This is a genomic window from Kitasatospora sp. NPDC088351 (genome assembly GCF_040685575.1).
Taxonomy (GTDB): Bacteria; Actinomycetota; Actinomycetes; order Streptomycetales; family Streptomycetaceae; genus Kitasatospora.
Map to the genome: position 1 here is coordinate 14,801 of NZ_JBFBIL010000044.1, position 21,359 is coordinate 36,159.

Annotated in this window: 18 protein-coding genes and 1 pseudogene; 13 read left to right on the forward strand and 6 right to left on the reverse strand. The window is 73.7% G+C overall.

Going from position 1 to position 21,359, the window contains the following annotated elements:
- The first annotated feature begins 82 nt into the window (after positions 1-82).
- Entirely contained in the window at positions 83-1,264 is a 1,182-nt protein-coding gene (nadA, locus tag AB0P06_RS26255; RefSeq protein ID WP_363611389.1) for a quinolinate synthase NadA, read from the forward strand.
- Positions 1,265-1,355: 91 nt separating this feature from the next.
- Here nadA and AB0P06_RS26260 read toward each other — a convergent pair whose 3' ends face one another.
- Both AB0P06_RS26260 and AB0P06_RS26265 read right to left on the reverse strand, forming a co-directional pair.
- Positions 1,356-1,649, reverse strand: coding sequence for a hypothetical protein (locus tag AB0P06_RS26260; protein WP_363611391.1), 294 nt, complete (start codon positions 1,647-1,649; stop codon positions 1,356-1,358).
- Between the two features lie 37 nt (positions 1,650-1,686).
- Positions 1,687-2,487, reverse strand: coding sequence for a PspA/IM30 family protein (locus tag AB0P06_RS26265; protein WP_363611393.1), 801 nt, complete (start codon positions 2,485-2,487; stop codon positions 1,687-1,689).
- A gap of 300 nt (positions 2,488-2,787) precedes the next feature.
- On the opposite strand from AB0P06_RS26265, the gene AB0P06_RS26270 reads away from it, so the two are divergent.
- Positions 2,788-3,387 carry a DUF3043 domain-containing protein gene (locus tag AB0P06_RS26270; RefSeq protein WP_363611395.1) on the forward strand — a complete coding sequence of 200 codons (600 nt, stop codon included), beginning with the start codon at positions 2,788-2,790 and terminating at the stop codon, positions 3,385-3,387.
- A 173-nt stretch (positions 3,388-3,560) separates the two neighbouring features.
- Positions 3,561-4,301, forward strand: a complete 741-nt coding sequence (locus tag AB0P06_RS26275) for a methyltransferase domain-containing protein (RefSeq protein WP_363611483.1) — start codon at positions 3,561-3,563, stop codon at positions 4,299-4,301.
- A 4-nt stretch (positions 4,302-4,305) separates the two neighbouring features.
- On the opposite strand, the gene AB0P06_RS26280 is transcribed toward AB0P06_RS26275, so the two are convergent.
- Complete coding sequence (locus AB0P06_RS26280; protein ID WP_363611397.1) at positions 4,306-4,506, reverse strand: hypothetical protein; 201 nt, start codon at positions 4,504-4,506, stop codon at positions 4,306-4,308.
- A 183-nt stretch (positions 4,507-4,689) separates the two neighbouring features.
- On the opposite strand from AB0P06_RS26280, the pseudogene cobU reads away from it, so the two are divergent.
- From cobU to AB0P06_RS26315, 7 genes and pseudogenes are all read left to right on the forward strand, one after another.
- Positions 4,690-5,259, forward strand: a pseudogene (gene cobU, locus AB0P06_RS26285) (bifunctional adenosylcobinamide kinase/adenosylcobinamide-phosphate guanylyltransferase); the annotation flags it as partial.
- A 25-nt stretch (positions 5,260-5,284) separates the two neighbouring features.
- Positions 5,285-6,400, forward strand: coding sequence for a nicotinate-nucleotide--dimethylbenzimidazole phosphoribosyltransferase (cobT, locus tag AB0P06_RS26290; RefSeq protein WP_363611399.1), 1,116 nt, complete (start codon positions 5,285-5,287; stop codon positions 6,398-6,400).
- Between the two features lie 117 nt (positions 6,401-6,517).
- A complete protein-coding gene (locus tag AB0P06_RS26295) occupies positions 6,518-7,327 on the forward strand; it encodes an adenosylcobinamide-GDP ribazoletransferase (RefSeq protein ID WP_363611401.1) in 810 nt (269 codons plus the stop codon).
- Between the two features lie 300 nt (positions 7,328-7,627).
- Positions 7,628-9,130, forward strand: a complete 1,503-nt coding sequence (locus tag AB0P06_RS26300) for a leucyl aminopeptidase (protein WP_363611403.1) — start codon at positions 7,628-7,630, stop codon at positions 9,128-9,130.
- Positions 9,131-9,534: 404 nt separating this feature from the next.
- Positions 9,535-10,923 carry a dihydrolipoyl dehydrogenase gene (lpdA, locus tag AB0P06_RS26305; RefSeq protein WP_363611405.1) on the forward strand — a complete coding sequence of 463 codons (1,389 nt, stop codon included), beginning with the start codon at positions 9,535-9,537 and terminating at the stop codon, positions 10,921-10,923.
- Between the two features lie 57 nt (positions 10,924-10,980).
- Positions 10,981-12,762, forward strand: a complete 1,782-nt coding sequence (sucB, locus tag AB0P06_RS26310) for a 2-oxoglutarate dehydrogenase, E2 component, dihydrolipoamide succinyltransferase (protein WP_363611407.1) — start codon at positions 10,981-10,983, stop codon at positions 12,760-12,762.
- Between the two features lie 154 nt (positions 12,763-12,916).
- Entirely contained in the window at positions 12,917-13,432 is a 516-nt protein-coding gene (locus AB0P06_RS26315) for a DUF4240 domain-containing protein (protein ID WP_363611409.1), read from the forward strand.
- A 69-nt stretch (positions 13,433-13,501) separates the two neighbouring features.
- On the opposite strand, the gene AB0P06_RS26320 is transcribed toward AB0P06_RS26315, so the two are convergent.
- Positions 13,502-14,518: a DUF2510 domain-containing protein gene (locus tag AB0P06_RS26320; RefSeq protein ID WP_363611411.1), complete on the reverse strand. Its 1,017-nt coding sequence runs from the start codon at positions 14,516-14,518 to the stop codon at positions 13,502-13,504.
- Positions 14,519-14,659: 141 nt separating this feature from the next.
- The gene (locus AB0P06_RS26325; RefSeq protein ID WP_363611413.1) at positions 14,660-15,157 is read right to left on the reverse strand and encodes a GNAT family N-acetyltransferase; all 498 of its coding nucleotides are present in this window, start codon (positions 15,155-15,157) and stop codon (positions 14,660-14,662) included.
- A 63-nt stretch (positions 15,158-15,220) separates the two neighbouring features.
- Here AB0P06_RS26325 and AB0P06_RS26330 point away from each other — a divergent pair, with 63 nt between their 5' ends.
- The 3 genes from AB0P06_RS26330 to AB0P06_RS26340 all read left to right on the forward strand — a co-directional run bounded on the left by AB0P06_RS26330 (position 15,221) and on the right by AB0P06_RS26340 (position 19,337).
- A complete protein-coding gene (locus tag AB0P06_RS26330) occupies positions 15,221-16,126 on the forward strand; it encodes a TIGR01777 family oxidoreductase (RefSeq protein ID WP_363611415.1) in 906 nt (301 codons plus the stop codon).
- 491 nt (positions 16,127-16,617) lie between these two features.
- On the forward strand, positions 16,618-17,949 hold the full coding sequence (locus tag AB0P06_RS26335; protein WP_363611417.1) for an FAD-dependent oxidoreductase: 1,332 nt from the start codon (positions 16,618-16,620) through the stop codon (positions 17,947-17,949).
- A 161-nt stretch (positions 17,950-18,110) separates the two neighbouring features.
- The gene (locus AB0P06_RS26340) at positions 18,111-19,337 is read left to right on the forward strand and encodes a cation:proton antiporter (protein WP_363611421.1); all 1,227 of its coding nucleotides are present in this window, start codon (positions 18,111-18,113) and stop codon (positions 19,335-19,337) included.
- 80 nt (positions 19,338-19,417) lie between these two features.
- Here the strand turns inward: AB0P06_RS26340 and AB0P06_RS26345 are convergent, their stop codons facing one another.
- The gene (locus tag AB0P06_RS26345) at positions 19,418-21,238 is read right to left on the reverse strand and encodes a regulator (RefSeq protein ID WP_363611423.1); all 1,821 of its coding nucleotides are present in this window, start codon (positions 21,236-21,238) and stop codon (positions 19,418-19,420) included.
- Positions 21,239-21,359: the final 121 nt, after the last annotated feature.

Here is a 21,359-nt window from a genome sequence, read left to right on the forward strand (position 1 = left end):
ACGCTAACCGGTTATCATAGATAACGTCAGATAGACGAGAAGGCTGCACCGACCGATCGGCCGCACAGAAGGGCACCCGCCCGTGACCACCACCACCGAGACCTACGGCGTCGACCCCACTCCGACGCCGCTCGCTCTGCTGCTGCTCGGCCGTGAGGCCGATCCGAACAGCGAGCGCGGCGTCGAGTGCCCCGGCGACCTTCCCGCCGCCTCCGACCCGGACCTCGTCGAGCGCGCCCGCGTGGCCAAGGCCGCACTCGGTGACCGCGTTTTCATCCTCGGCCACCACTACCAGCGCGACGAGGTGATCGAGTTCGCCGATGTCACCGGCGACTCCTTCAAGCTCGCCCGCGACGCGGCCGCCCGCCCGGAGGCCGAGTACATCGTCTTCTGCGGCGTGCACTTCATGGCCGAGTCCGCGGACATCCTCACCGGCGACGCCCAGCAGGTCGTACTGCCCGACCTCGCGGCCGGCTGCTCGATGGCCGACATGGCCACCGCCGAGCAGGTCGCCGAGTGCTGGGACGTGCTCACCGACGCCGGCATAGCCGACGTGACCGTCCCGGTCTCGTACATGAACTCCTCCGCCGACATCAAGGCCTTCACCGGCCGGCACGGCGGCACCATCTGCACCTCGTCCAACGCCCAGCGGGCTCTGGAGTGGGCCTTCGAGCAGGGCGAGAAGGTGCTCTTCCTGCCCGACCAGCACCTCGGCCGCAACACCGCGGTGCGCGAGATGGGCTACTCGCTGGACGACTGCGTCCTCTACAACCCGCACAAGCCGAACGGCGGACTGACCACCGAGCAGCTGCGGAACGCCAAGATGATCCTCTGGCGCGGCCACTGCTCGGTGCACGGCCGGTTCTCGCTGGACTCGGTGAACGACGTCCGCGAGCGCATCCCGGGCGTCACCGTGCTGGTGCACCCGGAGTGCAGGCACGAGGTCGTCTCGGCCGCCGACATGGTGGGCTCGACCGAGTACATCATCAAGGCGCTGGACGCCGCCGAGCCGGGCTCCAAGTGGGCCATCGGCACCGAGCTGAACCTGGTCCGCCGGCTCGCCAAGGCGCACCCGGACAAGGAGGTCGTCTTCCTGGACCGGGCGGTCTGCTTCTGCTCCACCATGAACCGGATCGACCTGCCCCACCTGGTCTGGGCGCTGGAGTCCCTGGTCGAGGGCCGGGTGCCGAACGTGATCACCGTCGACCCGGAGACCGAGAAGTACGCCAAGGCGGCGCTGGACCGGATGCTGGCCCTGCCGTAGCCCCGGTACGGGCGAACGCGCGCCAAAGGGCGGGCCCCCTCCGTGACGGAGGGGGCCCGCCCTGTGTCTGGCGTCCGGCGCGAGACGGCAGCTACTCGGGGATGCCGGGGATCAGGCCGTCACCCTCGGCCCGCAGCAGCTGCCGGACCTCGTCGATCGTCGCGTCGGCATTCGGAAGGATCAGGTCGGACGGATCCAGCGAGTCCAGCGGCACCGGGGTGCCGAACTCCTTCACCGCGCCGAGCAGTTCTGCGAGCGCCCGCCGGAAGTGTTCCTCGTCCCCCGACTCCAGTGCGGCGAGAAGCTCCTCGTCGAGCTCGTTGAGCCGGTTCAGATGGTCGTCGCCGACCCTGAACTGCCCCTCACCCATGACCCTCATGATCATGCCGTGCGTCTCCCTGGTTCGTGGGGTGAAGCTCAGATCACTTGTTGTAGTTGATGCGCGGGGTGTCCTGCGGGTGCGCGTCCTGCGGCTTGCCCTGCTCGATGGCCTGCGGACCGGCGGACGGCGAGCCGCCCGTCAGCTCGGCCTTCATCCGGGCCAGCTCCAGCTCGACGTCCGAGCCGCCGGCCACCCGCTCCAGCTCCGCCTCGATGTCGTCCTTGCGGCCGAGCCCGCTGGCGTCGTCGAGCGCGCCGGAGGCCAGCAGCTCGTCGATGGCGCCCGCACGGGCCTGCATCTGGGCCGTCTTGTCCTCGGCCCGCTGGATCGCCAGGCCGACGTCGCCCATCTCCTCCGAGATCCCCGAGAAGGACTCGGCGATCCTGGTCTGCGCCTGGGCGGCGGTGTAGGTGGCCTTGATGGTCTCCTTCTTGGTACGGAAGGCGTCCACCTTGGCCTGCAGCCGCTGGGAGGCGAGCGTGAGCTTCTCCTCCTCGGCCTGGAGCTGCTGGTACTGCGTCTCCAGGTCGGTGATCTGGGACTGCATGTTGGCCTTGCGGGTCAGCGCCTCGCGCGCGAGGTCCTCGCGGCCGAGCGACAGCGCCTTGCGACCCTGGTCCTCGTACTTCGCGGACTGCTGCTGAAGCTGGGTCAGCTGGAGTTCCAGGCGCTTGCGCGAGGTGGCTACGTCCGCGACGCCGCGACGTACCTTCTGCAGCAGCTCGAGCTGCTTCTGGTACGAATAGTCGAGCGTCTCACGCGGATCCTCCGCCCGGTCCAAGGCCTTGTTCGCCTTGGAGCGGAAGATCAGCCCCATACGCTTCATGATTCCGTCGCTCATGGGCCTCGGGTGCCCCCTTCTCCGGCCTGCGGTCTCTATCTCGTTACCAGACACGACGAGTGTATGTGCAGCGAGCCCTTCGCCGCAGTGCACCTGCCTGCAACAAGAGTGCTACAGCAATCCGCGCCACTGCCTCATCCCCGGGGTGGATCCGCCCCTCATTCCACCAACCGTCCATCGGAGTGATCCCCTACGGGAAGGCACCCTGAACCTCGCGTCGGACACGGGCGCCGGGGATCGATATGCGTTTGGGTCCAAGGGCACCGGAAGAAGCGCGCCCGCACCCCGTACGCTGGGGGTGTGTTCCGACGCCGTTCAGATGATGCCGCCGCCTCCGCCGCCGTGCTGGAGAAGCAGGACGAGACCACCCAGCCCCGCGACCCGCAGGCGAAGAAGGGCAGGCCCACGCCCAAGCGCAGTGAGGCCGAGGCTCACCGGCGTACCCGCGTGAGCGTGCCCAAGGACCGCAAGGAGGCCGCCCGCCAGTCGCGCGAGCGGATGCGGGCCGAGCGAGAGAAGCAGCGCACCGCGCTGCTGGAGGGTGACGAGCGCCACCTGCCGGCCCGTGACAAGGGCCCGGTGCGCAAGTTCGCCCGCGACTACGTGGACGCCCGCTGGTCGCTCGCCGAGTTCTTCCTGCCCGCGGCCGTGGTCATCCTGGTCCTCAGCATCGTGAAGGTGCCGGCCCTCCAACTGCTCTCCACCCTGCTCTTCCTGCTGTTCTTCGTCCTGGTGATCCTGGACTTCGTCCGCCTCGGCTTCGGTCTGCGCAAGCAGCTCGCCGAGCGTTTCGCCGGGCAGAACACCCGCGGCGCGGTCGCGTACGGCCTGATGCGCATCCTGCAGATGCGCAGGCTGCGGCTGCCCAAGCCGCAGGTGCGGCGCGGGGAGAAGCCCTGACCGCCGAGCCGGTGGACTCCGGCTGGGCCCCCCCGACCTGGGAGGGGCCCGGCCTGTACGCACTGCCGGGCCAGGGCGGCGGCGGCCACGACCGTCTCGGCGCCCACGACCGGCAGGCGCACGAGCGGCTGCCCTCGCGCAGCGGCTCCTTCGCCGGCGGCACCGGCCCCTGGCTGGAGCGACTCGGCGGCCTGCGCAACCTCGTCCGGCAGGAGCTGGTCGCCCGGCAGCTCACCGAGCAGCTGGCCGGCCGGACGACGCAGCGTGTTCTCGACATCGGCTGCGGCCAGGGCACCCAGGCACTGCGCCTGGCCCGGGCCGGCCACTTCGTCACCGGTATCGACTCCGACCCGGTCGCGCTCGGTGTCGCCCAGGGGGCGCTGGCCGAGGAGCCGCCCGAGGTGCGCGGCCGGATGCAGCTGCTCAGCGGTGACGGCCACCAGTGCGGACGCTGGTTCGGGCCGCGCAGTTTCGACGTGGTGCTCTGCCACGGCGTACTGATGTACCTGCCGGACCCCGATCCGATGATCGCCTCACTGGCCCGGCTGCTGGCGCCGGGCGGACTGCTCTCGCTGCTGGTCCGCAACCGCGACGCGCTGGCCCTGCGGCCCGCCGCCGCCGGGGACTGGCGGGCCGCCCTGCACGCCTTCGAGAGCGACCGCTACTACAACCGGCTCGGCCTGGCCGCCCGCGCCGACCGGCTCTCCGACCTCTCCGTCACCCTCTCCGAGGTGTCCGTCCCGCTGAAGCACTGGTACGGCGTGCGGGTCTTCACCGACAACGCGCCCGACGACGCGACGGCACCGGTGGACGGGCGGCAGCTGGCCCAGCTGCTGGAGGCCGAGGAGCGGGCCGGCCGCACCGACCCGTACCGGCAGGTCGCCGCGCTGCTGCACGTCCTCGGGGCGAAGTGAGCCGTTACGCCTCGTGCAGGCTCATCGCGTAGACCACCCGGTCGTCGTCGAGCAGCACGGCGGTGTCGACGCCGTCCTCGACCAGTTGCTTCCAGCTCTCCCCGATCCAGGTCTCGGCGTCGCCCTGGCCGGCGAACTCCTCCTGGCCCTCGCCCGGGGCCACCACGGTGCCGTCCGCCTTCTCGTACCGCCACGTCCAGACCATGACCGGTTCTCCTCACCCGACGACGCTACCGACGCTTGTAACGCTGTGTGCTGTGTGCTGTGTGCTGTGTGCTGCGCACCTTAGCCTGCCCGGTCCGATCTTCCCTATGCCTCGGCGCGGTGCCGGCCGGGCGGCTCGGCGGCCGGCCGGACGGCGCGGTCGGGCAGGATGGGGCGCATGGCAGCCCACCCCGCACTCCCCCGCACCCTGATCCTCGGCGGCGCCCGCTCCGGCAAGTCCACCCGGGCCGAGCAGCTGCTCGCCGGCGACCCGGATGTCCTGTACGTGGCCACCGGCGGCACCCGGGACGGCGACGCCGAGTGGGCACAGCGGGTCGCCCTGCACCGCGAGCGGCGGCCGGGGAGCTGGCGCACGGCCGAGACCTGTGAGCTGGAGGCGGTCCTGGCGGACCGCGCCGACCCGGCACCGGTCCTGATCGACTGTCTGGCGCTCTGGCTGACCGCGGTGATGGACGAGTGCGGCGCCTGGGACGACGAGGTGTGGGCGGCCGGCGGCGAGGCCGCGGTCGGGCGGCGCTGCGAGGCGCTGGCGCGGGCCTGGGCGGCCACCGGTCGCCGGGTCGTGGCGGTCAGCAACGAGGTCGGCATGGGCGTCGTCCCGGCGACCGCCTCGGGCCGCCGCTTCCGCGACACCCTGGGCCGGCTGAACATGGCGGTGGCGGACGCCTCGGAGCGTGTGCTGCTGGTCGTGGCCGGGCAGGTTCTGACGGTCAAGCCCGCCGCAGACCGATGACCGGCTGCGTGTAGCCTTCCGACCGATGGACACGACCGTGGATCTCGATACGTTCTCCTCGCTCGTCGAGCGCCCCGACGAGAGCGCCCGGCGGGCCGCCGAGGAGCGCTGGCAGGCGCTGGACCGGCCGCGCGGCGGGCTCGGCAGGCTGGAGGAACTGGGCAGCTGGCTGTCGTCCGTGCAGGGGCGCTCCCCGGTGCGGCCGCTGTCGGCGCCCAAGGTGGTGCTGTTCGCGGCCGACCACGGAGTGGCGGCCCTCGGGGTGTCCCGGCTGCCCGCCAAGGGCGGCACGGCCGCCCGGGTGCAGGCGGTGCTGGACGGCACCGCCCCCGTCGCCCTGCTCGCCCGGCGCTTCGGCGCCGAGGTGCGGGTGGTGGACGTGGCGGTGGACGCGGACCCGTCGGACTTCCCCGACGAGGTGGTCGCCCACCGGGTGCGGCGCGGCTCGGGCCGGATCGACGTCGAGGACGCGATGACGCCCGAGGAGACCGTCAGGGCGTTCCGGGCCGGCATGGCCGTCGCCGACGAGGAGGCCGACGCCGGCACCGACCTGGTGGTGCTGGGCGACCTCGGGGTCGGCGCGACCACGGTGGCGGCGGTGCTGGTCGGCGCGCTCTGCGGGACGGACGCCGCCGCGGTGACCGGGCGCGGCTCGGGCATCGACGACCGGGTGTGGATGGTCAAGTGCGCGACCGTCCGGGACTCGCTGCGGCGGGCCCGGCCGGTGCTCGGCGACCAGCTGGCGCTGCTCGGTGCCACCGGCGGCGCCGACTTCGCGGCGATCACCGGCTTCCTGCTCCAGGCCGCCGCGCGCAAGCTGCCGGTGGTGCTGGACGGCGTGGTCTCCTCGGCCTGCGCGCTGGTCGCGCAGCGGATCGCCTTCCGGGCGCCGGAGTGGTGGCGGGCCGGGCAGTCCAGCGGCGAGCCGGCCCAGGCCAAGGCGTACGACCGGCTCACCCTGACCCCCTTGCAGGAGCAGGGGATCATCATGGGCGAGGGCGTCGGCGCGCTGATGGCGCTGCCGCTGTTGCAGGCCGCGGCGGACACCCTGGCCGAGCAGACGCCCGTGCCGTTCGTCCCTGCGGCGCCGAAGGAACTGCCGAAGCTGCCCTCGGCGACCGAGCTGCTCGGCCGGCTCTGACCTCCGCCGCCACCCTGACGACGGTGCGGGGCAAGGCCGTTGACGGGGTGGTGGAAGACCGGGGCACGCCCCGGCGAACGAACGGCCCCGGCGAGCGGGCGTAAGGAGCGGTGGGCGATGCCGGACAAGATGCCGGACAAGTCGCCGACGGCACCGGCCGGCTGGGGCGAGGGGCTGCGGTTCGCCTTCGGCACGCTGTCGGTGCTGCGGGTCCGGGTCGAGCGCTGGGACCGCCCGGCGGCGGCCCGGGCGATGGCGGCGGCCCCGGTGGTCGGGCTGGTGCTGGGGGCCTTGGCGGCGGCCGTGGGGGCGCCGGCCGCCTGGCGGGCCGGCGGGCCGCTCGGCGCGGTGGTCGCGGTGGGCGTACTGGCCGCGCTGACCAGGGGGTTGCACCTGGACGGCCTCGCCGACGTCGCCGACGGCCTGGGCAGCGGCAAACCCGCCGAGGACGCACTGCGCATCATGAAGCAGTCCGACATCGGGCCGTTCGGCGTACTGACACTCGTCCTGGTCCTGCTGGCCCAGATCGCCGCGCTGGCCGGACAGTTCGACGCCGGTGCGGCGCGCGGCGCGCTCGCGGTGCTCGCCTCGGCGACGGCCGCGCGATGCGCGCTCGCCTGGGGGTGCGCGCGGTCGGTGCCGGCCGCCCGGCCGGGCGGGCTCGGCGCGATGGTGGCGAGCACGGTGCCGCCCGCCACCGCCCTGCTGTCCTCGGCCGCCGCGGCGCTGCTGCTGGCCGCTCTCGGCGCACTTGACGGATGGTCAGTTCTCCGGCTGCCGACTGCCGTTGCGGTCGGCCTGGGCTGCGCCTGGCTGCTGCTGCGGCGCTGCGTCCGGCGGTTCGGCGGGGTCACCGGGGACGTCCTCGGGGCGATGGCGGAGACCGCCGCGACCGGCTGCCTGCTGACCCTGGCGCTGCTCGGCTGAGGCCGACGGCCGCACACCCTACCGAAAGGCGGGATACCGGGCGACGCGTGATCCCAGCATGCGGACTACCATGCGGGGAGCACCGCAGCCCTGCACCGTCGCAGGTCCTGCCCGCCCGGCGCGCGTTGAGGAGCCGGGGCCTCTGATGTGTGCGGCCGCCGCGACCGGCGGGCGCCCGCGCCAGGGGCCCCGGACCCGGCGCACGGCGGGCGGAACGACCCGCGCGGCGGCTCCGGGCTGTGCCGGTGCGTCAGCCGCGCCGTGACCGGCCGTGGACCGCGAAAGAACAGGACGCATTACGTGACTGCATTGTCTGTGAGCACCTCCTCCGCCGCCTCGCTGCGCGCGGACGCCCTGGTGATCGGTGTGGCGAAGGGCCCGAAGGGCATTGTGCTGGCCCCCGGCTCCGAGGCCGTGGCCGAGGCGTTCGAGGGCAAGCTGGCCGAGGTCCTCACCACCCTGGGCGCGACCGGCGCCGAGGGCGAGGCCGTCAAGGTGCCCTCCCCCGCCGGCCTGAAGGCCGCGCTCGTGCTCGCGGTCGGCCTCGGCGAGGCCGCCGACGGCGGCTACCCGGCCGAGGCGCTGCGCTGCGCCGCCGGTGTCGCCGCCCGCACCCTGGCCGGCGCCAAGAAGGCCGCGCTGGCACTGCCGGCCGAGTCCGCCGACGAGGTCGAGGCGGTCGCGCTGGGCGGCCTGCTCGGCGCGTACACGTTCGGCACCTACAAGAACAGCGGCGCCAAGGAGCCCGTCGGCGAGCTGGTCCTGCTCGTCGCCCGCAAGGGCAGCAAGGACGCCAAGGCCGCGGTCGAGCGCGCCCTGGCCGTCGGCGAGGAGATGAACCGCGCCCGCGACCTGGTCAACACCGCCCCGAACGACCTGAACCCGAAGGGCTTCGCCGCGATCGCCCAGGCCGCCGGCAAGGAGCACGGCCTCAAGGTCGAGGTGCTGGACGAGAAGGCGCTTCTCAAGGGCGGCTTCGGCGGCCTGCTGGGCGTCGGCAACGGCTCGGCCAACCCGCCCCGGCTGGTGAAGGTGGCGTACACCCACCCGAAGGCCAGGGCGAGCCTGGCGTTCGTCGGCAAGGGCATCACCTACGACTCGGGCGGCATCTCGCTGAAGCCGGCCGGCCACAACGAGACCATGAAGTGCGACATGGCGGGCGCCGCCGCGGTGTTCGCCGCCGTGGTCGCCGCCAAGCGCCTGGGCCTGGCCGTCAACGTCACCGGCTGGCTGGCGCTGGCGGAGAACATGCCGTCCGGCTCGGCCACCCGCCCGGGCGACGTGCTGAAGATGTACGGCGGCAAGACCGTCGAGGTGCTGAACACCGACGCCGAGGGCCGTCTGGTGCTGGCCGACGCGATCGTGCGGGCCGGCGAGGAGAACCCGGACGTCATCGTCGACGTGGCGACGCTGACCGGCGCGATGATGGTGGCTCTGGGCAACCGCACCTTCGGTGTGATGGCCAACAACGACGAGCTGCGCGAGACGCTGCACACCGTCGCGGGCGAGGCCGGCGAGCCGTCCTGGCCGATGCCGCTGCCGGCCGAGCTGCGCAAGGGCATGACCGAGTCGACCATCGCCGACCTGGCCAACATGGGCGACCGGATGGGCGGCGGCCTGGTGGCCGGCCTGTTCCTGCAGGAGTTCGTGGCCGAGGGCATCGACTGGGCCCACCTGGACATCGCCGGCCCGGCCTTCCACGAGGGCGCGCCGTTCGGCTACACCCCCAAGGGCGGCACCGCGACCGCGGTGCGCACCCTGGTCCGCTTCGCCGAGCAGACCGCGGCGGGCGCCAAGGCCTGATCCGAGGCCTGAGCGGACGGGGCCCGGCGCGGTTGCGCCGGGCCCCGTCGGCTTCCCACCCGCGGTTACCTGCGGGTAGGGAACGAACCCGCGGTGTGCACTCTTGTTCGCTACTGGCGAAACTTTGTTCCACAGTGCGGAACCCGCCACGCCCCGGCCCGCCGGGGGCGTCGGCACCACCGCCGTCAATACCGCCGTGAGCTGCGGTGATGTCCTTCCGTCGGGGGTATTCCCACCCCGGTGACCGCCCTGACGGACACCCCTGGAGCGGACCCGGACATCAGCCGCCGTGAACAAGTGCGAAGATGTATTTCCGGCACGACTGGGCGCCCCACAAGGGCTTCCCGACCCACCGGACCGTGACCGGCCCGGCGATCCACACCCCATTGCATGGAGGACGTGACGTGGCGAACGACGCCAGCACCGTTTTCGACGTAGTCATTCTCGGAGGCGGAAGCGGCGGTTACGCCGCGGCGCTCCGCGCCGCTCAGCTGGGCCAGAGTGTCGCCCTGGTCGAGAAGGGCGAGCTGGGCGGCACCTGCCTGCACCGAGGCTGCATCCCGACCAAGGCGCTGCTGCACGCCGCCGAGATCGCGGACGAGACGAAGGAGGCCGCCGAGTTCGGCGTGCTGGCCACCTTCCAGGGCATCGACATCAACGGCGTCCACAAGTACAAGGACGACGTCATCGCCGGCCTGTACAAGGGCCTGCAGGGCCTGGTGGCCTCCCGCAAGGTCACCTTCATCCAGGGCGAGGGCAAGCTCTCCTCGCAGACCTCGGTGGACGTCAACGGCCAGCGCATCGAGGGCCGCCACATCGTCCTGGCCACCGGCTCCGTGCCGAAGTCGCTCCCGGGCCTGACCATCGACGGCGACCGCGTGATCTCCTCCGACCACGCCCTCAAGCTCGACCGCATCCCGAAGTCGGCCGTCATCCTCGGCGGCGGCGTGATCGGCGTCGAGTTCGCCTCGGTCTGGAAGTCCTTCGGCGTCGACGTCACCATCGTCGAGGCGCTGCCGCACCTGGTCCCGCTGGAGGACGAGAACTCCTCCAAGCTGCTGGAGCGCGCCTTCCGCAAGCGCGGCATCAAGTTCGAGCTGAAGGCCCGCTTCTCCGGCGTCGAGTACACCGAGACCGGTGTGCGCGTCTCCACCGAGAACGGCAAGCAGATCGACGCCGACCTGCTGCTCGTCGCCATCGGCCGCGGCCCGGTCTCGGCTGGTCTCGGCTACGAGGAGAACGGCGTCGCGATGGACCGCGGCTACGTCCTCGTCGACGAGTACATGCGCACCAACGTGCCCACCATCTCGGCCGTCGGCGACCTCGCCCCGACCCTGCAGCTGGCCCACGTCGGCTTCGCCGAGGGCATCCTGGTCGCCGAGCGCCTGGCCGGCCTGAAGGCCGTGCCGATCGACTACGACGGCGTCCCGCGCGTGACCTACTCCAACCCCGAGGTCGCCTCCGTCGGCATCTCCGAGGCCAAGGCCGTGGAGCTGTACGGCAAGGAGAAGGTCGTCACCCTCAAGTACAACCTGGCCGGCAACGGCAAGAGCAAGATCCTGAAGACCGCCGGCGAGATCAAGCTCGTCCAGGTCAAGGACGGCGCCGTGGTCGGCGTCCACATGGTCGGCGCCCGCATGGGCGAGCAGGTCGGCGAGGCCCAGCTGATCTACAACTGGGAGGCACTGCCGGCCGAGGTCGCGCAGCTCATCCACGCCCACCCGACCCAGTCCGAGGCCCTGGGCGAGGCGCACCTGGCGCTGGCCGGCAAGCCGCTGCACGCGCACGACTGATCGCGCTCCCCAATCCCCCATTCCAGTACGCAAGACTTGATAGGAGTCGCTGAAACCATGGCGGTCTCAGTAACACTGCCCGCGCTGGGCGAGAGCGTTTCCGAGGGAACCGTCACCCGTTGGCTGAAGGCCGAGGGTGAGCGCGTGGAGGTCGACGAGCCGCTGCTCGAGGTCTCCACCGACAAGGTCGACACCGAGATCCCGGCCCCGGCTTCGGGCATCCTGGCCTCGATCAAGGTCGGCGAGGACGAGACCGTCGAGGTCGGCGCCGAGCTGGCGATCATCGACGACGGCACCGGCGCCCCGGTCGCGGCCCCCGCGCCGGCCGCCGAGGCCGCGCCCGCCGCCGCTCCGGCTCCGGTCGCCGCCCCGGCCCCCGTCGCCCCGGTTGCCGCTCCGGCCGCGCCGGTCGCCGAGGCCCCGGCCGCGGCCGCCCCGGCCGCCGACGCCACCCCGGTCCTGCTGCCCGCGCTGGGCGAGTCGGTCACCGAGGGCACCGTCACCCGTTGGCTGAAGGCCGAGGGTGAGACGGTCGAGATCGACGAGCCGCTGCTCGAGGTCTCCACCGACAAGGTCGACACCGAGATCCCGTCGCCGGTCGCCGGCGTCGTCGTGAAGATCCTGGTCGGCGAGGACGAGACCGCCGAGGTCGGCGCCCAGCTCGCGCTGATCGGTGCCGCCGGTGCCGCCGCTCCGGCTCCGGCCCCGGTTGCCGCTCCGGCCCCGGTTGCCGCTCCGGCGCCGGTCGCCGCCCCCGCGCCGGTTGCCCCGGCCGCCCCGGTGGCCGCTGCTCCGGCTCCGGTCGCCGCCCCGGCTCCGGTTGCCCCGGCCGCTCCGGCCCCGGTCGCCCCGGCTGCCCCGGCCCCCGTCGCCGCTCCGGCTCCGGTTGCCGCTCCGGCCGCCCCGGTGGCCGACGCCGGTGATGCCTACGTCACCCCGCTGGTGCGCAAGCTCGCCGCCGAGCAGGGCGTCGCCCTGACCGCCGTCACCGGCACCGGTGTCGGCGGCCGTATCCGCAAGCAGGACGTCATCGCCGCCGCCGAGGCCGCGAAGGCCGTACCGGCCCCCGTCGCCGCCGCTCCGGCCGCCGCGCCGAAGGCCGCCGCCGCGCCGTCCCCGCTGCGGGGCCAGACCGTCAAGATGACCCGCATGCGCAAGGTCATCGGCGACAACATGATGAAGGCCCTGCACGAGCAGGCCCAGCTGACCAGCGTGGTCGAGGTGGACCTCACCAAGATCATGTCGCTGCGCGGCAAGGCCAAGGACGCCTTCCTCGCCCGTGAGGGCGTGAAGCTGTCCCCGATGCCGTTCTTCGTCAAGGCCGCCGCCCAGGCGCTGAAGAGCCACCCGGTCATCAACGCCCGGATCAACGACGCCGAGGGCACCATCACCTACTTCGACTCCGAGAACATCGGTATCGCGGTGGACTCCGAGAAGGGTCTGATGACCCCGGTCATCAAGGGTGCGGGCGACCTCAACATCGCCGGCATCTCCAAGAAGACCGCGGAGCTGGCCGGCAAGGTGCGCGACAGCAAGATCACCCCGGACGAGCTGTCCGGCGCCACCTTCACCATCAGCAACACCGGCTCGCGCGGTGCGCTGTTCGACACCGTCATCGTCCCGCCGAACCAGGCCGCCATCCTGGGCATCGGCGCGACCGTCAAGCGCCCGGTCGTCATCGAGGCCGACGGCGGCACCGCCATCGGCATCCGCGACATGACCTACCTGTCGCTCTCCTACGACCACCGCCTGGTGGACGGCGCCGACGCCGCCCGCTACCTGGTGGCCGTCAAGGAGATCCTGGAGGCCGGCGAGTTCGAGGTCGAGCTCGGCCTGTAAGGCACCAGCGAGCACGGCAGTCCCCGGAGCCCCCGCGTCGTCCCCGGACGGCGCGGGGCTCCGCGTTTTCGTGGCCCCCCGTCTCCGGGGGTTTCCGCGTTTCGTGAGCCCATCGCATGCGGTTGCGCGGGTGAACGGGGATGCTGGAGCGGTGATGGACGAGACCGACTTCTGGCAGATCATCGACGAGACCCGGGAGGCCGCCGAGGGCGACCCGGACGAGCAGGCGGAGCGCCTGGTGGAGCGGCTCGTCCAGCTGACCCCGGACGACGTCATCGACTTCGCGCGGCTCTTCGAGGCCCGCTTCCAGCGCGCCTACCGCATCGACCTCTGGGGAGCGGCCTACCTGCTGCTGGACGGCGCCTCCGAGGACACCTTCGACTTCTTCCGCTGCTGGCTGATCGGTCAGGGCCGGGAGGTGTTCGAGGGCGGGCTGTACGATCCGGACGACCTGGCGGAGCTGCTGCCCGGCTTCGACGAGGAGGAGGACGGCGAGGCCGAGGATCTCGGCTACGCCGCCGACGAGGCGTACGAGCAGCTGACCGGGCTGCCGCTGCCCGAGGTGGGCGGGCGGCAGCCCGCGCGGCCGGCCGGTGCGGCCCTGGACTTCGACGATCCGGACACCATGGCGAAGCGTTTCCCCAAGCTCTGGGAGCGCTACGGGGACTGACACACGCCTCCCGCCGGGCGACCGGAGCGGGCCCCGGGGGTGGCTCGCGGGAGACGCCCCCGGCGGGCGTCAGGTGGTGGAGCCGGTGGCGGTGCCGTCCTGCTTGATGCCCTTGAGGATCTGGTCGAGCACGGTCGGGTCGGGTGCGCTCGGGTCGTCGTCCACCCCGCCCTCGAAGGCGACGTAGCCGCCGCCCTTGGCCGGGACGGCCGCCAGCAGGACGTAGCCCCGGGTGCCGTCGGTGGTCTTGATGCGCCAGCGCACGGCGTACCCCGGGACGCCCGCCACCGTGGTGGCGAAGGAGCCCGCGTCAGTGTGCGAGGCGATGCCGGTGAAGATCGCCGCCGCGTAGGCGGGCATCGCCGCCTCGGCCGCCGCGCGGGCGCTGGCGCCCGCGATGGTCTCCTTCTCGACCGAGAACTGGCCGCGGATGCACGAGCCGCCGCCCGGGCAGGTGTACCGGCCGGTGCCCAGGAAGACCGTCGAGTGCGCGCTGTCGGTCTGGGCGTCCCAGTCCTCGAAGACCGGCACGATGATGGCGTGCCGGCTGTCGGAGACGGTGTCCTTGACGATCGGCGCGGGGAGCGGGGTCGTCGTCGGGGTGGGCGTGCGCGGGGTCGGGGACGGGCTGGGGCTCGAGCTGTCCGAGACGGTGACCGTGGGCGTCGGCGCCGGGCCCGCCTGCGGCTTGTCGCTGTTGTTGAGCGCGATCCCGGCCACCACACCGACCACGGCCAGCACCGCGAGCACGACGGCGACGGCCACGCCCGGCTTCATCCGGCCCGGCCGCGGTGGGGGCGGGTAGCCGCCCTGGGGGTAGCCGTAGGCCTGCGGGGCCTGGCCCGGGTAGCCGTAGCCGGGGGCGCCCTGCTGCGGGGCTCCGTAGCCGTATGCGGGTGGCGGGGCGGAGACCGGCTGCTGCGGGGGCTGCCAGGTCTGGGTCGGGGCGTCGGCGAGCTGGGCACCGCCCGCCTGGACGGGACGGACGTCACTGGTCCAGGCGTTGCCGTCCCACCAGCGCTCATGACCGGCTGCGCCGTCCGCACCCGGTACCGGGTACCACCCGGGAGGCGTCGAATTGCTCACGGCCGTACGGTACCCGGCGCGGCAGCACCCCAGACAGGTGCGGATTGTCACGACTCTGCACCACCCACGCCAGCGATCTGACGATTCGTCAGACGGATGGGGCGGGTGGTGCAGGTGATCCGGTCAAGCGGCCAGGGCGGCTCAGGCGGTCAGCGACCGGGCCATCCAGATGTCGTCCACGTACTGGCCGTCGATCAGGAACTCCTCGGCGAGCGAGCCCTCGACGACGAAGCCGCAGCTCTCGTAGAGCCGCCGGGCCGGGGCGTTGTGGCCGAGCACACGCAGGGTCATCCGGCGGGCGCCCTGTTCCTTGGCGGCCTCGCAGGCGGCCTCGACCAGCGACCGCCCGATGCCCCGGCCGCGGACCGAGGAGTCGACGGCCAGGCCCTGGATCTGACGGACGTGCTGGTTGCTGGCCAGCGGGGTGGGCGGGACCGGGCGGACGTAGCCGACGATCCGGCCGCCGAGCAGGGCGAGCAGGAACTGGTCCGGGAGGTGACGCTCGTCGAAGACGCCGTCCTCCTCCGCGGGCCGCGGGGAGACCTCGGAAAGGGTGGACCAGGTGGCGCGGTTGAGGGTGGCGAGCTCCTGTTCGTCCTCGGGCTGCGCGGAACGGATGATCAGATCGTCGTCGGACATGCGCGTCATGCTAATCAGCCGCGTCCCGAAGGCATACGGATTTTGAGCTGCGAGGATGGGCCCATGCGCATCGCGGTCACAGGCTCCACGGGATTGATCGGCTCGGCACTCGTCCACTCGCTGCTGGCGGACGGCCACGAGGTGGTCCGGCTGGTCCGGCACCGCTCCAGGACGGGCCCACAGGCCGACGGGACGACGGCGATCGGCTGGAACCCCCAGCTGGGCCAGGTCGACCGGGACGGGCTGGCCGGCGTCGAGGCGGTGGTGCACCTGGCCGGCGCCGGGGTCGGCGACGGCCGCTGGACGGACTCCTACAAGCGGGAGATCCGGGAGAGCCGGGTGCTCGGCACCGAGACGCTGGCCGTCGCGCTGGCGAACCTGAAGGAGCCGCCCCGGGTGCTGGTCAGCGCCTCCGCGGTCGGCCTGTACGGACAGACCGGCGACCGGGTGATCGACGAGGACTCCCCCGCCGGGGACGACTTCCTGGCCGAGGTCTGCGTCGAGTGGGAGGCCGCCGCCCGGCCCGCCGAGCGGGCCGGCATCCGGGTGGTCCACCCGCGCACCGGACTGGTGCTCTCCGCCGCCGGCGGGGCCGGTGGGCGGCTGTTCCCGCTCTTCCGGCTGGGGCTCGGCGGGCGGCTCGGCGACGGGCGCCAGTACTGGAGCTACATCTCGCTGGCCGACGAGGTCGCCGCGCTGCGGTTCCTGATCGACCGGGACGACCTCGCCGGCGCCTTCAACCTCACCGCGCCGGAGCCGGTGACCAACGCCGAGCTGACGGCGGCACTCGGGCGGGCGCTGAAGCGGCCGACGCCGTTCCCGGTGCCGGAGGCGGTGCTGAAGGCCGTGCTGGGCGAGCTGGCGATCGAGGTGGTCGGCAGCCACCGGGTGGTGCCCCGGCGGCTGCTGGAGGCCGGCTTCCGGTTCGAACACCCGGACGTGGACTCGGCGGTGCGGGCGGCGCTGTAGGCGCGCTCCGGGTTCGGCGGTACGTCGGCGTTGCGTCGGCGCATGTCGGTGTTGCGTCGGCGCTGCGGTCGTCGCGGTGCCGTTGGCGGTGTCGCCGATGGTGTCGTTGGTGCGGTTGTCGCACCGGGACGGCCGACCCGGCCCGTCCACTCTCGTCCGCGTACGCCCGCTACGGCGTTTGCCCTGGCCAGGGGCATATGCCGGGCGGGGAACCGACGGGGCTCCCGGGAGGGGCGCACGGGAGCACACGGCGGGCGCGTCGCACGCCCCCGGTGACCGTGCGCGCCCGTAGCCCCCGAACCCGGCCCCTTGGGCGCACAGTCCGTGACCGCGCCCCCGCCGGATGCCGCCGAGCCCTTTCCGGGCCCGGGATACGGCCCAGTACGACGGTCTGACGCTCACATTGACTGGGCATCACATCGTCGGACCGTGTCCCGGCACCCCGCTGCCTGCGTCGGCCGAAGCTCCGGGACCAGGGAGGGAGCACGCCAGTGCCCACGTACGACTTCACTCGCCGCGCTCGCCGGCAGTCCGACCCGGACGTCATCGTGGTGGGCGCCGGCCTCGCGGGCCTGGCCGCCGCCCGCGCGCTCACCGGCCATGGCCTGTCCGTCCAGGTCCTGGAGACCACGGACCGGATCGGCGGCCGGATGGCCACCCGCGAGCTGGACGGATTCCGGCTCGACCACGGCAGCCACCTGCTGAACACCGCCTTCCCCGAACTCCGCCGCACACTCGACCTCGACCGCCTCGATCTGCGGCCCCTCGCCCCCGGCGTGCTGGTCCACAGCGGCGGCCGCCGCTACCGCGCCGGGGACCCGCAGCTGACCGCCGCCCGGCAGGCCACCACCCGGGCACCGCTGGGCAGTCCGCTGGACAAGGCCCGGCTGGGCAACTGGCTCAGCCGGCTCGCCGCCACCCCGGCCGGGCGGCTGCAGGCCCGGCCGGAGACCACCGCCGCCCGCGCGCTCGCCGAACGCGGCCCGGCCCCCCGCACCGTCGACGGCTTCCTGCGGCCGCTGCTGAGCGCCCTGCTCAGCGACCCGGACCTGGGCACCAGCAGCCGGATCGCCGACCTGGTGCTGCGCTCCTACGCGCGCGGACGGCTCTGTCTGCCCGCCGCCGGAATCGCGGCCGTGCCGGCCCAGCTCGCCGCCGCCCTGCCCGCCGGCACCGTGCGGACCGGGGTGCAGGTCACCTCGATCACGGCCGACGGTGTGGAGACCGCCGGGCACGGACGGATCGGCGCGCAGGCCGTCGTGGTGGCCACCGACGGACAGTCCGCCACCGGGCTGCTGCCGGGGCTGCGGCTGCCCGACTTCCACCCCGTGACCACCTTCTACCACGCGGCCCACCGGCCCCCGGTCGGCGAGGCCGTCCTGCTGCTCGACGGCGACCGGCCCGGCGGCCACCCGCCGCTGGTCTCGCACTCGCTGGTACTCAGCGAGCTGCACCCCTCGTACGCCCCGGCCGGGCAGGCGTTGATCGCGACCACCGTGCTCGGGCGGCGTTCCTTCGACGCCGGCGGGCCCGCCGCACTCGAACCGGCGGTGCGCGGGCGGCTGGCGGAGCTGTACGGGACACCGACCAAGGGCTGGCACTTCCTGAGCGTGCGGCACCTGCCCGACGCCCTGCCGGCCATGCCGCCGCCGCACAACAGCCGGCGCCCGGTCCGGGTGCTGGCCGGGCTGTACGTCTGCGGCGACCACCGGGACACCAGCAGCGTCCAGGGTGCGCTGGTCTCGGGGCGGCGGGCGGCACAGGCCGTGGTGCGCGACCTCGGCCTGCCGACCGCGCCCCGGGCGGTGGAGGCGGCGGCCTAGGCGTGTCTACGGCGGCGCGGGCCGCTCTCCCGTGGCGGCAGGGGGTGGCACCCGCGGTGGCGTGAACACGTGACCGGGCTGCGATGGCGGCAACCGACGACATGCCAGTATGCCGATATGACCGCTAATCGGATGGCATTCCCCTCTCGGCCGGTTGCGCGGTGAGCGCCGGAGTCCAGGTCCAGCCCCTGGCGCTGATCCTGATCCCGGCCGCCGCCGTGGCCGCGCCGCTGCTCGCCGACCGGCTGCTGCGGTGGATCGCCGTGCCGACCGTGGTGTTCGAGATCGTGCTCGGCGTCCTGATCGGCCCGGACGTCCTGGACTGGGCGCACGTCGGCGGCCTGGTCGACGCGTTCTCGCGGTTCGGCCTGGCCATGCTGATGTTCCTGGCCGGCTACGAGATCGACTTCGCCAGGCTGCGCGGCGGCCCGCTCAGACGGGCGGGCGCCGCGTGGCTGACGACCCTGGCGGTGGCGCTGGGGGTGGGCGCGATGGTCAACCGCGACCCGCTGAACGGCGCCTTCGCCGGGCTGGCGCTCACCACCACCGCGCTCGGCACCATCCTGCCGATCCTCCGCGACGCCGGTGAACTGCCCACCCCGTTCGGCTCGTTGGTGATGGCCACCGGCGCGGTCGGCGAGTTCGGGCCGATCATCGCGATCGCGGCGCTGCTCAGCGGCAACACCCCGGCCAGGGCCGCCGTCATCCTCGGCGCCTTCGCGGTGATCACGGTGGTCGCGGTGAGCTGCGCCCGCCGGCCCCGGCCGGCGTGGATGACCCGGCTGATCCGGCACACCCTGCGCACCTCCGGGCAGTTCGCGATCCGCACGGTGATGCTGGTGCTCGCGGCGATGGTGGCCGCCGCACTCTGGCTCGACCTGGACATGCTGCTCGGCGCCTTCACCGCCGGCGTCGTCTCCCGTCTGCTGCTCTCCGACGTGCCGGAGGCCGAGGAGACGGTGATCGAGGCCAAGCTGGAGGGCATCGGCTTCGGCTTTCTCGTCCCGGTGTTCTTCGTCGTCAGCGGGATGAAGTTCGACCTGGACGCGCTGCTGAACGAACCCGGCACGATGCTGCTCGTCCCGGTGTTCCTGCTGCTGCTCCTGGTGGTGCGCGGGCTGCCCGCCGCGCTGCTCGCGCCGATCGGGCTCGGGCGGCGCGACCGGGCGGCGCTCGGGCTGTACGGCGCGACGGCGCTGCCGCTGGTCGTGGTGATCACCACGATCGAGGTGAACGCGGATCACCTGCCGTCCTCCACGGCGGCCGCGCTGGTCGGTGCGGGCATGCTCTCCGTCCTGCTCTTCCCGCTGCTGGCCCAGCAGTTGCGCGGCGGCGCGCGCCCGCCGGCGGAGCAGGGCCGGCCCCGGGTACGCGCCGAGAGCTGGTGAGCACCGCCGGCCGGCCCTCGCCCGGGCGGGCGGTGGCCGGCCATGCGGCGGGCGGGCAAGCGGCGGCCGGACGGCGGGCGTCAGATCACCCCCGTCTGACGGGCCGTCTCCTCGAACGCCCGGGCCACCGGGCTGCCCCGGTAGGGGGCGAGCCGGCGGTGGAAGTCCCGCACGTACTCCAGCGAGCGGGCCGAGCGCATCTCCCCGGCCGCCCGCAGCGCGTCGGTGGCCATGGTGCACGCCTCGTCGAGGTCCCCCATGCCCAGCCGGGCCGTGGCCAGCACCAGCCGGCAGAAGATCCGGCTGCGGGCGTAGGCGGGCGAGCGCAGCCGCAGCGACTTCTCCGCGTGCTGGGCGGACGTCCGCCACTGCTGGAGGTCCCGGTAGCAGTGCGCGAACTCGTCGGCCAGCTGCGCCTCGTCGAAGTACCGCGCCCAGGTGGGCAGTTCGTCGACGGGACGGGCCGCGGCGAGGGACCGCTCGGCGCGCACCAGGGCGGTGGTGCAGGACCGGACGTCCCCCAGCAGGCCGTGCCCGCGCGCCTCGGCCGCGTGCAGCAGCGACTGCACGACGGGCGGCACGGCGGTGCCCACGCCCTGCTGGGCGACCCGGGCCAGCTGGACGGCCTCCCGGCCGTGCCCGAGGTGCACCGCCTGCTGGCTCATCGTCACCAGGACGTACCCGCCGAGCACGCGGTCCCCCGCCGCCTGGGAGAGCCGCAGCGCCTGGACGAAGTAGCGCTGGGCCAGACCGTGCGCGGCGATGTCGAAGGACGTCCAGCCTGCCAGCCTGGTCAGGTCGGCGACCGCGGCGAACAGCGCCCGCCCGATCTGCTCGCCGTAGCGGCCGCGCAGCATCGGCTCGGCCTCGCTCTCCAGGTAGCGGACCAGCGCCTGCCGGGCGTGGCCGCCGCCGTACGCGTGGTCCAGCGCGCGGAAGAGGTCCCCGACGGCGCGGATGGCGGCGATGTCGCCCCGGCCGACCCGCAGCGCCGGGCGCTGCTCGCGGGCCGGGTCGCTGTAGGGGGGCTCGACGGCCAGCGGCGGGCGCCGGCTCTGGACCGGTACCCGGCCGAGCGCCGTGGAGGCGGCGGCACCCGGGACGCCCGCCCTGGCCGGCGCCGCGCCCGGCGCCCCGGGGGCGGGGCCGCGCACCGGGGGCACCGGGGTCCCGCCGGGCGCGGGCGCTCCGGCGGGCGGCGCGCCCGCGGCGGGGTCGGGGCGGGCCAGGGTGGAGCCGTCCCGGGCGACCCGCTCGTCGGTGCGGCCGATCAGCCAGTCCCGGCTGGGCACCACCAGCCCGGCCGGGGTGAACGCGATCCGCCGCAGCTCGGACTGCGGGCCGTTGTCCTTGCGCCACATGCTCGCCACGATGTCCACCGCCTCCTGCGGCGTCTCGGCGAACTCCAGCCCGGCGTAGACCGGGGCGCAGGCGTCCAGGCCGAGGTCCTGGGCGGTGAGGCGGCGGCCGAGGCGGCGGGTGAAGACCTCGGCGATCAGCGCCGGGGTGGCGCCGCGCGGCTGCTGGCCGCGGAGCCAGCGGGTGACCGAGGTCTTGTCGTAGCGCAGGTCCAGGCCGTGCTCCAGGCCCAGCTGGTCGACCCGGCGGGCCAGACCGGCGTGCGAGAAGCCGGCCTCCTCGATCAGCGCGGCCAGCTGGCCGTTCTGCGGGGCCGGGCCGGAGTGGCCGGCGACGGGCGGGGCCGGGGCGGCGGTCGTCCCGTCCGGGGGCGCGAGGGGCGCCGGGTGCCGGTCGGGGGTGGCCTGCTCGGGCAGCCGCCGTTCGTCGGCGGTCGGGGCGTCGGGGGCGTCCGGAAGGGCCCGGCCGACCGGCCCCCGGTGCTGGTCGAGCGGGTCGAGCGGTCCGTACGCCGGGCTGTCGGTTGCAGGCCGTTGGGGCATAGTCAGTCAACACCTCTCAGACGCCGTACCGGCTCCACCAGCACTTCGGCTGCCTGTGGCGGCGCCCCTGTCGGGAATCGGCGTGAATGTAGCGAGCATTCGGGCGCTATGGGCGGTTCTG